Origin of the sequence: Nocardioides iriomotensis, from assembly GCF_004168035.1 — a bacterium.
GTDB lineage: Bacteria > Actinomycetota > Actinomycetes > Propionibacteriales > Nocardioidaceae > Nocardioides_B > Nocardioides_B iriomotensis.
Genome location: NZ_SDPU01000022.1, coordinates 107168 through 121887, shown reverse-complemented (window position 1 = coordinate 121887; position 14720 = coordinate 107168). Strand labels below are relative to the sequence as shown.

General features: G+C 73.4%; 14 protein-coding genes. All 14 read right to left on the bottom strand.

Annotated features, from left to right (window positions below; genetic code table 11):
* Positions 1-141 precede the first annotated feature (141 nt).
* On the bottom strand, positions 142-435 hold the full coding sequence (locus ETU37_RS11405; protein ID WP_129987451.1) for a YggT family protein: 294 nt from the start codon (positions 433-435) through the stop codon (positions 142-144).
* Positions 436-494: 59 nt separating this feature from the next.
* Entirely contained in the window at positions 495-1016 is a 522-nt protein-coding gene (locus tag ETU37_RS11400; RefSeq protein ID WP_129987450.1) for a cell division protein SepF, read from the bottom strand.
* Between the two features lie 61 nt (positions 1017-1077).
* Positions 1078-1809, bottom strand: a complete 732-nt coding sequence (locus tag ETU37_RS11395) for a YggS family pyridoxal phosphate-dependent enzyme (protein WP_129987449.1) — start codon at positions 1807-1809, stop codon at positions 1078-1080.
* A complete protein-coding gene (locus ETU37_RS11390; protein WP_129987448.1) occupies positions 1806-2540 on the bottom strand; it encodes a purine nucleoside phosphorylase YfiH/LACC1 family protein in 735 nt (244 codons plus the stop codon). Before ETU37_RS11390 ends, ETU37_RS11395 begins: the two co-directional genes overlap by 4 nt.
* Before the next feature lie 2 nt (positions 2541-2542).
* Positions 2543-3784: a cell division protein FtsZ gene (gene ftsZ / locus ETU37_RS11385; RefSeq protein WP_129987447.1), complete on the bottom strand. Its 1242-nt coding sequence runs from the start codon at positions 3782-3784 to the stop codon at positions 2543-2545.
* A 219-nt stretch (positions 3785-4003) separates the two neighbouring features.
* Positions 4004-4516 carry a hypothetical protein gene (locus tag ETU37_RS11380; RefSeq protein WP_129987446.1) on the bottom strand — a complete coding sequence of 171 codons (513 nt, stop codon included), beginning with the start codon at positions 4514-4516 and terminating at the stop codon, positions 4004-4006.
* A 26-nt stretch (positions 4517-4542) separates the two neighbouring features.
* Positions 4543-5289: a cell division protein FtsQ/DivIB gene (locus ETU37_RS11375; RefSeq protein ID WP_129987445.1), complete on the bottom strand. Its 747-nt coding sequence runs from the start codon at positions 5287-5289 to the stop codon at positions 4543-4545.
* Complete coding sequence (gene murC, locus ETU37_RS11370) at positions 5273-6742, bottom strand: UDP-N-acetylmuramate--L-alanine ligase (RefSeq protein ID WP_129987444.1); 1470 nt, start codon at positions 6740-6742, stop codon at positions 5273-5275. Before murC ends, ETU37_RS11375 begins: the two co-directional genes overlap by 17 nt.
* Positions 6739-7833, bottom strand: a complete 1095-nt coding sequence (gene murG / locus ETU37_RS11365) for an undecaprenyldiphospho-muramoylpentapeptide beta-N-acetylglucosaminyltransferase (protein WP_129987443.1) — start codon at positions 7831-7833, stop codon at positions 6739-6741. The genes murC and murG overlap by 4 nt, the downstream gene beginning before the upstream one ends.
* A 57-nt stretch (positions 7834-7890) precedes the next feature.
* Complete coding sequence (ftsW, locus tag ETU37_RS11360; protein ID WP_240755681.1) at positions 7891-9168, bottom strand: putative lipid II flippase FtsW; 1278 nt, start codon at positions 9166-9168, stop codon at positions 7891-7893.
* Positions 9169-9223: 55 nt separating this feature from the next.
* Positions 9224-10684: a UDP-N-acetylmuramoyl-L-alanine--D-glutamate ligase gene (gene murD / locus ETU37_RS11355; protein ID WP_129987441.1), complete on the bottom strand. Its 1461-nt coding sequence runs from the start codon at positions 10682-10684 to the stop codon at positions 9224-9226.
* Positions 10677-11741: a phospho-N-acetylmuramoyl-pentapeptide-transferase gene (gene mraY / locus ETU37_RS11350; protein WP_129987440.1), complete on the bottom strand. Its 1065-nt coding sequence runs from the start codon at positions 11739-11741 to the stop codon at positions 10677-10679. Before mraY ends, murD begins: the two co-directional genes overlap by 8 nt.
* Positions 11738-13192 carry a UDP-N-acetylmuramoyl-tripeptide--D-alanyl-D-alanine ligase gene (locus tag ETU37_RS11345; protein ID WP_129987439.1) on the bottom strand — a complete coding sequence of 485 codons (1455 nt, stop codon included), beginning with the start codon at positions 13190-13192 and terminating at the stop codon, positions 11738-11740. Before ETU37_RS11345 ends, mraY begins: the two co-directional genes overlap by 4 nt.
* On the bottom strand, positions 13189-14685 hold the full coding sequence (locus tag ETU37_RS11340; RefSeq protein WP_240755680.1) for a UDP-N-acetylmuramoyl-L-alanyl-D-glutamate--2,6-diaminopimelate ligase: 1497 nt from the start codon (positions 14683-14685) through the stop codon (positions 13189-13191). Before ETU37_RS11340 ends, ETU37_RS11345 begins: the two co-directional genes overlap by 4 nt.
* Between the last annotated feature and the right edge of the window lie 35 nt (positions 14686-14720).

Sequence of the window (14720 nt, the reverse complement as noted above, 5' to 3'; positions counted from 1 at the left end):
TGCGTCGTGCCCACCGTACTCCGAAGAAGCGCTCCGGCGTCCAGTGGGGCCACGCCCCCCGGATCAGCCGCGGGACCGTTGGCAGCCTACCTTCGCAGCGGGCCCTCGTCACACCGTGACCGCGGCGTGGCCTGCGGTTTCTCAGGACAGGAAGATCATCCGGTTCAGGATCTGGAGCAGGTACACGGCGATCAGCACGATCAGGAAGCTGGTGTCGAGCGCGACGCTGCCGATCCGCAGCGGCGGCACGAACCGGCGCACGAAGAGGATCGGCGGGTCGGTGATGGTGTACACGATCTCCAGCACGAACAGGACCGGCCCGGTGGGCGTCCACGAGCGCGCGAAGATCTGGACCCAGTCCACGACCAGGCGGATCAGCATCAGCGCCAGGAAGATGAACAGGATCGTGTCGATGATCGATCCGACGAGGAGCACGCAGGGATCCTAGCCAGGCTGTCTGAGAACCACGTGAGGGTATGTCGGCGTGGCCGCCCTCAGGACTGGTTGAAGAAGCCGTCCTCGCGGATCCGCTGCTTGTCCTCGGCCGCGACGGTGACGTTGGGCGGCGACAGCAGGAACACCTTGTTGGTGACCCGCTCGATGCTGCCGCGGACGCCGAAGATCAGGCCGGCCGCGAAGTCGACGAGGCGCTTGGCGTCGGCGTCGTCCATCTCGGAGAGGTTCATGATCACCGGCACGCCCTCGCGGAAGTTCTCGCCGATGGTGCGCGCGTCGTTGTAGCTGCGCGGGTGCAGCGTGGTGATCCGCGACAGCTCCGCGACCGATGCGGCCGGAGCGGCGGCCGGCTGCGGACGGCGCCGCTCGGCGATGTCGGCGACCGGGGCAGGACGGGACTCGACACGCTCCGCACGCTCGATGCGGTCGAGGCGGGCCTCGTCGCGCGGGTCACGGCGAGCGGGCTGCTCGTCGTAGTCGTCGTAGTAGTCGTCGTCGTAGCGCTCGGTGTCCTCGAGCAGGCCGAGGTAGACACCCATCTTGCGCATCGCGCTGCCCATGACTTTGCCTTCCGGTACGGCGCCAGGCCCCGTCGACCTGGTGCTGCTGGCGTGCATGACACTACCGTCCGGGAGGCCTCGGTCCGAGGACCGCAGACCCAATCCGCACGTGTGTCGCACCTGTCCGAACGGCGTCCTCGAGGTCGCCGCTCATCCCCGCCGAGACCCACGTCGCGGAAGGGTCCACCCGGCGGACCTCGTCGGCCAGCCGGGCGAGTCGTTCGAACGCCGGACGGGGGTCCTCCTCCCCCAGCGGCGCCACGGCCATCACGCCACGCAGGCGGAGGCCTTCGGCGGCGGCCACGGCCTCCGCCAGCGCGGGTACGTCGGCCGGCGCGGCGCCGCCGCGACCCGTGCCCGTGCCCGCGTCGGAACCGGGGTCGAGGTTCACCTGCACGAGGCAGTCGAGGGTCGCGGCGCGCCGGTGGGCGCCGCGGCTCAGTCCGGTCAGCAGCTTGGTGCGGTCGACGGACTCGACGACGTCGGCGTAGCGCGCGACCGCGGCCGCCTTGTTGCTCTGCAGGGAGCCCACGAAGTGCCACCGCATCCGGAGGTCCTGGAGCTCGGCGGCCTTGGCCTCCGCCTCCTGGTGCTTGTTCTCCCCGACGTCGGTGACCCCGAGCTCGGCGAGCAGACGTACGTCGGACGGCGGGAAGTACTTCGTGACCACCGTCAGCGTCACCTCGTCGGGCGAGCGGCCGGCGTCGGCGCAGGCGGACGCGATCCGCTCGCGCACGGTGGCGAGGTTCCCGGCGATCTGCTCTCGCCGGGCGGCCTGGTCGAGGTCGGTCACGGCCGCACCCGCACGATCCCCGCGAGCCGGCCCGAGGCGGGCCCTTGGCGGCGGTAGGAGTACAGGTCGTCGTCCTCGATCGTGCAGCGGCTCGCGTCGACCACCTCGACCTCCACGCCGTCGGCGGCGCGAAGCTGGGCGACCACGCCGGCGCCGATGTCGAGCGCCGGGGTGCCCCAGGAGGTGGTCGCGGCCGACTCGGGGACGACCGCGACGACCTCGTCGCGCATCTCGGCGGGCACCTCGTAGCAGGAGCCGCACACGTGCGGGCCGACCCACGCGACGAGCCGGTCGGCGCCGAGCGCCCGGAGGCGTTCGACGGCGGCCGGCACCACGCCGGCGACGAGGCCGGGCCGGCCGGCGTGCACCGCGCCGACGAGGCCGGCGTCGGGGTCGGCGAGCAGCACGGGCACGCAGTCGGCGACGCGCACGACCAGGCCGAGCCCGGCCGTGCCCGTGACCAGGCCGTCGGCGACCGGCGGCTCGCCCGGGCCGTCGACCCGCGCGACGTCGCGGCCGTGCACCTGGCTCATCAGGGCGAGCGGCGTACCGGGGTCGCCGGCGAACGCCTCCGCCAGCCGGCCGAGGTTGACGTCGAGCTCGCCGGACTCGGCGGCGTGGCGACCGAGGTCGAGCGACGCGTACGGACCGCCACTGACTCCTCCGTGGCGGTCCGTGAACGCGACGTCGACCGTGGTGGCCCCGACGCGGGTGCTCTGGTAGGCGAACACGCCTACTTGAGGAAGTCCGGGACGTCGAGCTCGTCGTCGTCGAACTGCACCGGGCGCGGCTGCTTCGGCGGCTGCTGCTGCGTGGCGGCCGGGGGCGGGGTGACCTGGCGGGACGGCTGCGGGCGGGTGCCCTCACCGGCCACCGGAGCGGGTGCCGGCGCCGGGGTGCTCGGCGTGGGCGTCCCGCGCTCGGGGGCGCGGGTCGCGGCGGCCTGCGCGGCGGCACGGGTCTCGGACTGGCTCTGCTGCGGGGCGGGGTCGCGGCGCAGGACGTTGACACCGTCGCGACGCTTCGGCATGCCGCCGTCGAAGCCCGCGGCGATGACGGTCACACGGACCTCGTCGCCGAGCGCGTCGTCGATGACCGCACCGAAGATGATGTTGGCCTCGGCGTGCGCGGCCTGCGACACCAGCGCGGCGGCCTCGTTGATCTCGAACAGGCCGAGGTCGGAGCCGCCCGCGATGGAGAGCAGCACGCCGTGGGCGCCGTCGATCGAGGCCTCGAGCAGCGGGCTCGACACCGCCATCTCGGCGGCGGCGACCGCGCGGTCCTCGCCGCGCGCCGAGCCGATGCCCATCAGGGCGGAGCCGGCGTTGGCCATCACGGACTTCACGTCGGCGAAGTCGAGGTTGATCAGGCCCGGCGTGGTGATCAGGTCGGTGATGCCCGAGACGCCCTGGAGCAGCACCTGGTCGGCCTGCTTGAACGCGTCGAGGACCGAGACGTTTCGGTCGCTGATCGACAGCAGCCGGTCGTTGGGGATCACGATGAGGGTGTCGACCTCCTCGCGGAGCTGGGAGATCCCCTCCTCGGCGGAGTTGGCGCGCCGGCGGCCCTCGAAGGCGAACGGGCGGGTGACCACACCGATCGTCAGGGCGCCCAGCGAGCGGGCGATGCGCGCGACGACGGGGGCGCCGCCGGTGCCCGTGCCGCCACCCTCGCCGGCGGTCACGAAGACCATGTCGGCGCCCTTGATGACCTCCTCGATCTCCTCGGCGTGGTCCTCGGCGGCCTTGGCCCCGACCTCGGGGTTGGCGCCGGCACCGAGGCCGCGCGTGAGCTCGCGGCCGATGTCGAGCTTGACGTCGGCATCGCTCATCAGGAGGGCCTGGGCGTCGGTGTTGATCGCGATGAACTCGACGCCCTTGAGGCCGACCTCGATCATCCGGTTGACGGCGTTGACTCCACCTCCACCGATACCCACGACCTTGATCACGGCCAGGTAGTTCTGCGGTGCTGCCACGGCAGGTGCCTCTCACTGCTCGGGCTGCCCGGCGGACCTCCGATGGAGGTGCCGGACAGACAGGTGTACGTCGGTGGGGAAGTGCACCCGGCTGCCATGAACCCTAACCCTGAAGTAGAGGGTTATAGTTATGTCAACCTCGTGCTGATGAAGAACGTAATGACGCGGCGTGCCCGATCCCGGGAGACACGCCGCGTCGTCGCGTTTTCTTCCGTGAGTTCAGCCCGCCGGGCGGTACACCACGAGCTCGCCGGACTCGTCGTAGCAGTACCTGTCGGCCACCGTCACCGGCACCGCGAAGTGCCGCAGGTCCGCGCACTGGAAGGCCTCCTGCCCCGCGATGACCTCGCGCCAGCGGCCGTTCCAGCGCGCGGCGATCGAGGTGTAGCCGCCGCCCGAGCAGGACGCCGGGTCGCCGGCGTGGGCGAAGTTGCCGGTGTTGCCGATCCGGGCGTACCTCCGGGCGTCGTACACCTTCACCTGCACGAGGGTGGAGTGCGCGCAGCGCGGGCGGGCGCCGGCCTGCCGCCAGAGGACGTCGAGCCGGTGCGCCACGAAGCGACGGAAGCCGGCCGTCGTCTCGTCGAGCTTCGCCAGGTCTCCCCCGTGCCGCCAGACCTGGACTCCGCGACCGTCGTAGCGGACGACCCCGGGCTGCGCGGCGGTCGCCGTGCCGGCCACTGGCGAGAGGAGGGCGGACAGGGCCAGGAGCGTGACGAGAACCTTGCGCATGCCAAGGATGCTAGGGGGCGGGGCGGCTACTTGCGGATGACGGGCTGGCCCGGGACCGAGACGTCGTAGAGGCTCGCGGGCTGGTCGAGCAGGACGGCGAGCACCTCGGCCTTGGACGCGGAGTCCTCGGCGCTCCCCCAGCGCACGACCTTCCCGTTGCGCAGCCGCAGCGAGATCGTGTCGACGGTGGCGACGGAGACGTAGCGCACCCGAGCGCGGAGGTCGTCGGGCAGCGCGCCGACGACGCGGGTCGCCTCGGCGAGGGCGGCCTTGTCGGTGCGCAGCGTCGTGCGGACGAGCGGGAGGCTCGGCGGCCGGGAGGGGTACCGGCGGAACACCACGCCCTCGGCGTCGACGCCCTGGACGGCGCCGTCGCTGATCACCACCGCGACCGCCTCGCGCTCGGTGAGGTCGATCCGGACCTTGTCGGGCCAGGCTCGCGACACGTCGACGTCCTCGACGGGGGTGAGCCGCTCGACGCGCTGCTTGACGGCGTCGAGGTCGACGGTGGCGAGCGGCGAGCCCGTGGGTACGGCGGCCACCGAACGGACCTCGCGCGGGTCGAGCACCTCGGCTCCCTCGACGCGGACGCCCTGGACCGCGAGGACCGACGAGAAGAACACCAGCCAGGTCCCGCCCGCGACCACGCCGGCGACGGCGACCAGGCCGAGCAGCACCCGCCAGGCGAGCCAGCGGCGCGCCCACTGCCGGCGGGCGAACCGCCTGCGGGCGACGAGGAGCGGGTCGTCGCGACGGTCAGTCGGCGTGGGCATCCGTCTCCAGCCCCGTCTCCCGGCCCGTGTCCGCGCTCTCCTCCCGCTCGCCGAGCAGCTCGAGCACCTCGGGCCCGACGAGCGTGACGTCGCCGGCGCCGAGGGTGAGCACGAGGTCGCCGGGCCGGGCGCGCTCGACCAGCGCGGCCGGCGTCGCGGACCACGAGCGCACGAACGACACGTGCTCGGGCCGCAGCGGGACGTGGGACGCGACCAGGGCGCCGTCGACGCCGGGCTCGGGATCCTCGCGGGCGACGTACACGTCCATCACGACGACCTCGTCGGCGGCGCCGAGCTCGCGGCCCATGGCGGCGCCGAAGATCCGGGTGCGCGACACGAGGTGCGGCTGGAAGGCCACCACGACCCGGCCGTCGCCGGCGAGGGCGCGGGCGGCCTGGAGGTCGCCGCGGATCTCGTTGGGGTGGTGGGCGTAGCTGTCGTAGACGCGCACGCCGGCGGCCTCGCCCTTGTGCTCCATCCGGCGGCGGGTGCCGGTGAACGACTCGAGGCCTCGCTTGAGGTCGGAGAACGAGAAGCCGAGGCGGAGTCCCGCGCCGAGCGCCGCGAGCGCGTCGAGGACGTAGTGCCGTCCGGGGATCTGCAGCGCCACCTCACCGAGCCGGCGGCCCCGGTCGATGACGGTGAACGTCGACGTGGAGCCGCGGAACGACAGGCCCTCGGCGCGCAGGTCGGCGTCTGGCGACTCCCCCACCGCCACGGTGTCGATGCCCTTGGTGCGCGCCTCCGCGACCAGCGCGGCGGCGCCGTCGTCGTCGACGCACGCGACCAGGAACCCGCCCTCGACGATCCGGTCGAGGAACTCGGAGAACGCCGCGTGGTAGGCCTCCTCGGTGCCCCAGTTGTCGAGGTGGTCCGCCTCGACGTTGGTGACCAGGGCGCCGAAGGGCGAGTAGACGAGGAAGGCGCCGTCGGACTCGTCGGCCTCCGCGACGAACACGTCGCCGCTGCCGTCGTGGGCGTTGGAGCCGGACTCGTTGAGCTCGCCGCCGATCGCGAACGACGGGTCGGCGCCGCAGTGCTGCAGCGCGACGGTGAGCAGCGAGGTGGTCGTGGTCTTGCCGTGCGTGCCGGCGACCGCGACGACGCGGCGGCCCTGCATCACCGACTCGAGCGCGGCCGACCGCGGCAGGATGCGCAGGCCGCGCTCGCGTGCCTCGACGACCTCCGGGTTGTCCTCGCGTACGGCGGTCGACACGATGAGCGTGTCGGCGTCCTGCACCTGGTCGGCGGCGTGCCCGACGTGGCAGCGCGCGCCGAGCGCCCGGAGCGCCTCGAGGGTGCGGGAGTCCTTGGCGTCGCTGCCGCTGACCGCGATGCCGCGGGCCAGCATGATCCGGGCGATCCCGGACAGGCCGGCACCGCCGATGCCGACGAAGTGCACCTTGCCGAGCTCGTCGGCGGGCAGCAGCACCTCGGGGACGGGGACCTTCACGCGCGGACCTCCCGGGCCGCGTCGAGCACGATCCGGGCGAGGCGCTCGTCGGCGTCGCGCGGGATCAGCCCGGTCGCGGCCCGCGACATCGAGGCGATCCGCTCCGGGTCGGTGACCAGCGCGGGGACCGTGGCGGCGACCCACTCGGGCGTGAGCGCGGCGTCCTGCACGAGCAGGCCGGCACCGGCGTCGACGAGGGCGCGGGCGTTGAGGTCCTGCTCGCCGTTGCCGATCGGCAGCGGCACGAACACGGCGGGCAGCCCGACGGCGGCGGTCTCGGTGACCGTGTTGGCGCCGGCCCGGCACACGACGAGGTCGGCGGCGGCGTAGGCGAGGTCCATCCGGTCGACGTAGGGCACGACGACGTAGGGCGGGGCGCCGTCGGTGCGCCCCCGCGGCGCGACGCCGTCGTTCTTGGGGCCGGGCACGTGCAGCACCTGTGCGCCGGCCTCCGCGAGCGCGGGAGCGGCGGCGGTGACGGCCTCGTTGATCCGGCGCGCGCCCTGGGAGCCGCCGGTGACCAGCAGCGTCGGCCGGTCGGCGTCGAGGCCGAAGAAGTCGCGGGCCTCGGCCCGCAGCGCGGCGCGGTCGAGGGTGGAGATCATCCGGCGGATCGGGAGGCCGACGTACTCCGCGTCCTTGAGCGGGGTGCCGGGGAAGCTGGTGGCGACGTGGTGGGTGAACCGGACGCCGAGCTTGTTGGCCATGCCGGGCAGCGCGTTGCCCTCGTGGACGACCAGGGGCAGCCGGCGGCGGCGCGCCGCGAGGTAGGCGGGCACCGAGACGTAGCCGCCGAACCCGACCACGACGTCGGGCCGGAGCCGGTCGACGACGTCGAGCGCGCCCTTGACCGCGCCGCGGAGCCGGCCCGGCAGCCGGGCGAGGTCGGCGTTGGGCCGGCGCGGCATCGGCACGGGCGGGATCAGCTCGAGCGGGTAGCCGGCCTCCGGCACGACCCGGGTCTCCAGGCCGCGGGCGGTGCCGAGCGCGGTCACCTCGACGCTGTCGTCGAGACGGCGCAGCGCGTCGGCGGTGGCGAGGAGCGGGGAGGTGTGCCCCGCGGTGCCGCCACCGGCGAGAAGTACCTTCATCAGTCTGGTTCCTACGATCCTGCGGTCGGGGGGCGGTCGGTCAGCGGATGGCACCCATCATCGTCCGACGCCCCCGGCGGTGACCCCGGCGGGGGTACGGCGGCGGCGCCGCGCGCGCAGCGCCGCCTTGGCGCCCGGCTCGTGCCGGGCGAACGAGACGAGCAGGCCGAGCGCGACCAGCGACGGCAGCAGCGCCGATCCGCCGTAGGACACCAGCGGCAGCGGGATGCCGATGACCGGCAGCAGCGCGAGCACCATGCCGACGTTGATCATCATCTGGACGGTGAGCCAGATCGTGATGCCGGCGGCCATGAAGCGCACGAACGCGTTGTCGGTGCGCAACGCGACCCGGATGCCGGCGTAGGCGATCGTCAGGAACAGCACGAGGACGAGCAGCGTGCCGACCAGGCCGAGCTCCTCGCCGAGCACCGCGAAGATGAAGTCGGTGTGCGCCTCGGGCAGCGAGCCCCACTTCTGCTGGCTGGCGGAGATGCCCTTGCCGAACACGCCGCCGCTCGACATCGCGAAGAGGCCGTGGGCGGACTGCCAGCCGGCGCCCTGGTAGTCCTTGAACGGGTCGGCGAAGTTGGTCAGCCGCTCGAGCCGCTCCTGGCTGGTGGTGGCCAGCCAGAGCACGAGCACGCCGACGCTGGTCAGCCCCATCACGAACAGCTTGGCCGGCGCCCCGACGACCCAGAGCATGCCGAGCACGATGGCGAACAGCACGAGGGCGGTGCCGAGGTCCTTCTGCCACACGACCATGCCGACGACGGCAGCGGCGACCGGAGCCATCGGGAACAGCACGTGCCGCCAGTCGCCGAGAAGCTTCTCCTTGCGGGCGTAGAGGTCGGCGCACCACAGGATCAGCGCCAGCTTGGCCACCTCGGAGGGCTGGATGCGCAGCGGGCCGAGCGACAGCCAGTTCTGGTTGCCGTTGGCCTCGAAGCCGAGGCCGGTCTTGGTGAGGGCGAGCAGGACGACCGCGATCACGAGCCCGGGCCACGCGAGTGCCCGGATCAGCTTGTGCGGGAGCAGCGACACGACGAAGGCGACCGGCAGGCCGAGCGCGACGAAGGTCAGCTGGCGCAGGAAGACGTGGTAGCTGTTGCCGTAGAGCTTGTAGGAGTAGACGCTCGACGCGCTCAGCACCATCATCAGCCCGATGGTGAGCAGCAGGGTCGCGGCGCCGAGCAGCAGGTAGTACGACGTCAGCGGGCGGTCGAGCGCGTGCTGCACGGAGTGCAACCAGCTGCCCAGCGGGCGCTCCGGCCGGGTCGGGCGCGCCGGCCGGTCGGCGGCGACCCTGCCCGGCTCGTTCCCCGCGGTCGTGGTCAACCCGCTGTCTCCTCCCCGTGGGTGCCCGGTGGCGCCCCGGTGGTGACCGGCGGGGCTACCCGGCGCGGAGGCGGCGGACCGACTCGGCGAAGGCATCCCCGCGGGCACCGTAGTTCGCGAACATGTCCATGGACGCGCATCCCGGGGCCAGCAGCACGGTGTCGCCCGGCTGGGCGAGGTCGGCGGCGGCACCGACGACGCGGTCCATGACAGAAGTGTCCTCGCCCTCGACCGTGATCACCCGGACATCGGGCGCGTGTCGCGCGAGGGCGTCGGCGATCACACCGCGGTCGCGGCCGAGCAGGACCACGCCGCGCAGGCGGTCCCTGACCGTGCGCACGAGGTCGTCGAACGAGGCGCCCTTGGCGAGCCCGCCGGCGACCCACACGACCGGGTCGTAGGCCTGCAGCGACGACTGCGCGGCGTGCGGGTTGGTCGCCTTGGAGTCGTCGACGTAGCGCACGTCGCGGACGACGGCGACCTCCTGGATCCGGTGGCCGTCGGGCCGGAAGGAGCGCAGCCCGTCGCGGACGGCGACCGCGGGCACGCCGACCGACCGGGCGAGCGCCGAGGCCGCGAGCGCGTTGGCCACGAAGTGCGGAGCGGGCGAGGCGAGGTCGGCGAGCGTGCACAGCTCCGCGGCCGACGTACGGCGCTCCTCGACGAACGCGCGGTCGGCCAGCACGTCCTCGACGAGGCCGACCATGCCCACGCCCGGGGTGCCGAGGGTGAAGCCGATGGCGCGGGCGCCCTCCTCGACGTCGGCGTCGCGGACCAGCTGCTCGGTGACCGGGTCCTGCACGTTGTAGACGCAGGCGGTGCGGACGCGCTCGTAGATGCGGCCCTTGTCGGCGGCGTAGTCGGCCATGCCGGTGGGGCCGGTGTACCAGTCGAGGTGGTCCTCGGCGACGTTGAGCACCGCGGCCGACTCGGCGGCCATCGAGTGGGTGTAGTGCAGCTGGAAGCTGGAGAGCTCGACGGCGTAGACGGCGTACGGCTCGGGGTCCATCACGGCCTCGACGATCGGCAGGCCGACGTTGCCGCAGGCGACCGACCGCACGCCGGCGGTGCGCAGGACCGTGTCGAGCATCTGCACCGTGGTCGTCTTGCCGTTGGTGCCGGTCAGGCACAGCCAGCGGCCGGGGTGCTCGGGGTCGCGCAGCCGCCAGGCCAGCTCGACCTCACCCCAGACCGGGACGCCCCGGGCGTACGCCGCCGCGAGGGCGGGCGCGGTGGGCGGGACGCCGGGCGAGGTGACGACGAGGTCGGTGCCCTCGGGCAGGGTCGCGGAGGCGCCGGTGCCGATGCGGACGGTGGCGCCGAGCACCTCGAGGAGCTCGGCCTTCTCCTGCTGGGCCGGGCTCGCCGACTCGGCGAGGACCGTGACGGTCGCGCCGATGTGCAGCAGGTTGTCGGCGGCGGCGAAGCCGGAGACGCCGATGCCGATGACGACGGCGTGCACGCCGTCCCACTCCGACGTGCGCGTGAGGGACGAGGTGTCGGGGAGGCTAGGCACCGGCGACCCACTCGGCGTAGAAGATGCCGAGCCCCGCGGCGACGCACAGGCCGGTGATGATCCAGAACCGGATCACGATCGTGATCTCCGCCCAACCCTTGAGCTCGAAGTGGTGCTGCAGCGGCGCCATCCGGAAGATCCGCTTGCCCCCGCTGATCTTGAAGTAACCGACCTGCATGATCACCGAGAAGGTGATGATCACGAAGAGGCCGCCCAGGATCGCGAGCAGGAACTCCGTGCGGGTCAGGATCGCCAGGCCCGCGAGGGCGCCACCGAGCGCGAGCGAACCGGTGTCGCCCATGAAGATCTTCGCGGGCGAGGCGTTCCACCACAGGAAGCCGAAGCAGGCGCCGGTGAGTGCCGCGGCGATCACCGCGAGGTCGAGCGGGTCGCGGACCTCGTAGCACTTGGCACCCGGGCTGATCACGCAGGACTGGTTGTTCTGCCAGATGTTCACCAGCGTGTAGGCGCCGAAGACCATGGTGGACGCGCCGGTGGCGAGGCCGTCGAGACCGTCGGTGAGGTTCACGGCGTTGCTGGAGCCGGTGATCATGACCAGGAACAGCAGGACGGCGAGCACGGCGGGCAGCGTCCACTGCTCCATCACGCGGGTGAACGAGATCGCCGTGCTGGCCGGGGTCTGCCCGCGCTCGTCGGGCATGGTCAGGGCGAGCGCGCCGAACGAGACGGCGATGATCGTCTGGCCGGCCATCTTGGCCTTGCTGCGCAGGCCGAGGCTGCGCTGCTTGGCGATCTTGATGTAGTCGTCGAGGAAGCCGACGCCGCCGAGCCCCACGAGCAGGAACAGCAGCAGCAGACCCGACCACGAGGGCAGGTCCTGGGTGATCAGCTTGGCGAGCGCGTAGGCCAGGACCACCGACAGGATGATCACCGCGCCGCCCATGGTGGGCGTGCCGCGCTTGGTGTGGTGGGTGGTCGGGCCGTCGTCGCGGATGAGCTGGCCGTAGTTCCTCGCGACCAGGAGCCGGATCGCCACGCGGGTGCCGAGCAGGGTGAACAGCAGGGAGAGTCCACCGGCCAGCAGGATCGCCCTCATCGGCCGGCCTCTCCGTGGTCGTGGGTGTCCGTGGTCTCGACAGGCTCGACCACCCGAGCCGCCGAGTCTTCCAGAAGCGCGGCGGCGACCTGTTCGAGGGCCGCGGCACGCGAGGCCTTGAGCAGCACGACGTCGCCGCTGGCGAGGTTCCCGCGCAGCCAGGCCAGCGCCGCGTCGTTGTCGTCGACGAACACGGACTCGCCGCCCCAGGACCCCTCGAGGCAGGCGCCCAGGTGGATCGGCCGGGCGGCGTCCCCGACCACGACCAGCTGGTGGATGTCGAGCCGCACCGCGAGCCGGCCCACGGTGTCGTGCTCCTCCCGGGCCGCCGCACCGAGCTCGCGCATCTCGCCGAGGACGGCGACGGTGCGGGCACCGGGCCGGCCGCGCCCGATCTCCGCCAGCGACTTGAGGGCGACCCGCATCGAGTCGGGGTTGGCGTTGTAGGCGTCGTTGAGGACGGTGACCCCGTCGGCGCGCTCGTGCACCTCCATCCGCCAGCGCGAGAGGTTGGCGGCCTTCCCGAGCGCCGTGGCGATCTCGTCGAGCCCCATGCCGAGCGCGAGGGCGACCGCCGCCGCGGCAGCCGCGTTGCCGGCCTGGTGCTCGCCGAGCCCCTGGAGGGACACGTGCGCGCGGGCGCCGTCGGCCGTGACGAGGTCGAACGACGGCCGGGTCATCGCGTCGGTGGTGAGGTTCTCGAGGCGCACGTCGGCATGCGCGGACTCACCGAAGGTCAGCACGCGCTGCGCGGTGCGCGAGGCCATCGCCGACACCAGCGGGTCGTCGGCGTTCAGCACGGCCGTGCCGCCCTCGACGACGGACTCGACGAGCTCGCCCTTGGCCTGCGCGATCGCCTCCTGGGAACCGAACTCCCCCAGGTGCGCCTTGCCGACGTTGAGCACCAGGCCGACCGTGGGCGGGGTGAGCTCGCACAGCTCGCGGATGTGCCCGATGCCGCGGGCGCCCATCTCGAGCACGAGGAACTGGGTCCGTACGTCGGCGCGCAGCGCGGTCAGCGGCATGCCGATCTCGTTGTTGAAGGAGCCGAAGGTCGCGACGGTGCGGCCGGCCCGGGCGAGCACCTGGGCGAGCAGGTCCTTGGTGCTGGTCTTGCCCTGGGAACCGGTCAGCCCGACGACGGTGAGGTCCCGCAGCTGCGCGACGACGTGCCGGGCCAGCGCGGCGAGCGCCGCGGTGACGTCGTCGACCACGACCGCGGGCACGCCGACCGGGCGGCTGCCGAGCACGGCCGCCGCGCCGGCGCCGATCGCCGTACCGGCGTAGTCGTGGCCGTCGACCCGCTCACCGGACAGCGCCACGAACAGGCCGTCCCGCTCGGCGACGCGGCTGTCGATGAACGCCGGCGCCGAGACCGTGACGCCCTCGGGGTCGTCGTGGACCGTGCCGCCGACGACGGCCGCGATCTCGGGCAGGGTCAGGGGGATCACCGGGCTCGTTCTCCTCGCAGCGCGGTGAGCTCGTCGCGGAGCACCTCGCGGTCGTCGAAGGGGTGCACGAGACCGTGCACCTCCTGCCCCGTCTCGTGCCCCTTGCCGGCCACGACCACCACGTCACCGGCCGTGGCGTGCGCCACGGCGTGCCGGATCGCGAGCCGGCGGTCGCCCTCCTCGACGACCTCGGCGCGCTCGGCGGCCGGCACCTGCTCGGTCCCGGCGAGCACGGCCGCGCGGATCGTGGCGGCGTCCTCGGAGCGCGGGTTGTCATCGGTGACGACGAGCACGTCGGCCAGGCGGGCGGCGGTCTCCCCCATGATCGGGCGCTTGCCCGGGTCGCGGTCGCCGCCCGCGCCCAGGACGATCACCAGCCGGCCGCCGGGTGCGACCTGCGGCCGCAGCGCGGCGAGCGCGGCCTGGACGGCGTCGGGCTTGTGGGCGTAGTCGACGACGGCGAGGAAGTCCTGCCCGGCGTCGACCCGCTCGAGCCGGCCGGGCACCCCGGCCGTGGCGGCGAGCCCGTCGGCGACGAGGCGCGGGTCGAAGCCCGCCTCGCCGAGCGCGGCGATCGCGCAGAGCGCGTTGGCGACGTTGTAGTCGCCGGTGAGCGGCACCCGGGCGGGTACGGCGTCCCCGGCCGGCGTGTGCACGGTGAACGTCGAGCCGGCCGGCTCCACCACGACGTCGCTGACCCACCAGTCGGCGGTGTCGGTCGTCGTGGAGAGGGTGCGCACCGGGATCGTGGCCTCGTCGACGAGACGGCGGCCGTGCTCGTCGTCGACGTTGACCACGCCGACGCGCGCGCGTTGCGGGGTGAAGAGGGAGGCCTTGGCCTGGAAGTACTCCTCGACGTCGGCGTGGAAGTCGAGGTGGTCCCGGCCGAGGTTGGTGAAGCAGGCGACGTCGAAGACCACCCCGTCGACGCGACCCATCACGAGCGCGTGGCTGGAGACCTCCATCGCGCAGGCGGCGACGCCCTCCTCGACCATCACCGCGAACAGGCCGTGCAGGTCGGCCGCCTCGGGCGTGGTCAGCGAGGTCGGCACGTCGTGGCCGTTGACCCGGGTGCCCACGGTGCCGACCACCGCGGCGCGCACGCCGGCCTCGGTGAGCGCGGCCTCGGCCAGGCGGGTGGTCGTGGTCTTGCCCTGGGTGCCGGTGACCGCGACGAGCGTGAGCTCGTCGGCCGGCCGGCCGTAGACCAGGGCGGCGAGGTCGCCGACGACGGCGCGGGGGCGCTCGACGACCAGGACGGGGACGTCGACCTCGGCGCAGAGCTGCTCCCCGGCGGGGTCGGTGAGCACCGCGGCGGCGCCGGCCTCGACGGCCTGGGCGGCGAACGACGCGCCGTGCGCGCGGGCTCCGGCGGGGGCGACGTACAGGTCCCCGGGCACGACCCGGGTGCTGCTGATCGTGATGCCGGTGATGGTGCGCTCGGGGTCGCTGCCGCGGATCTCGACGAGCTCGTCGGCCAGCCACTCGGTCACGGTCCGGAGCGGGGTCTCCCGAGGGTCCCGGGGTC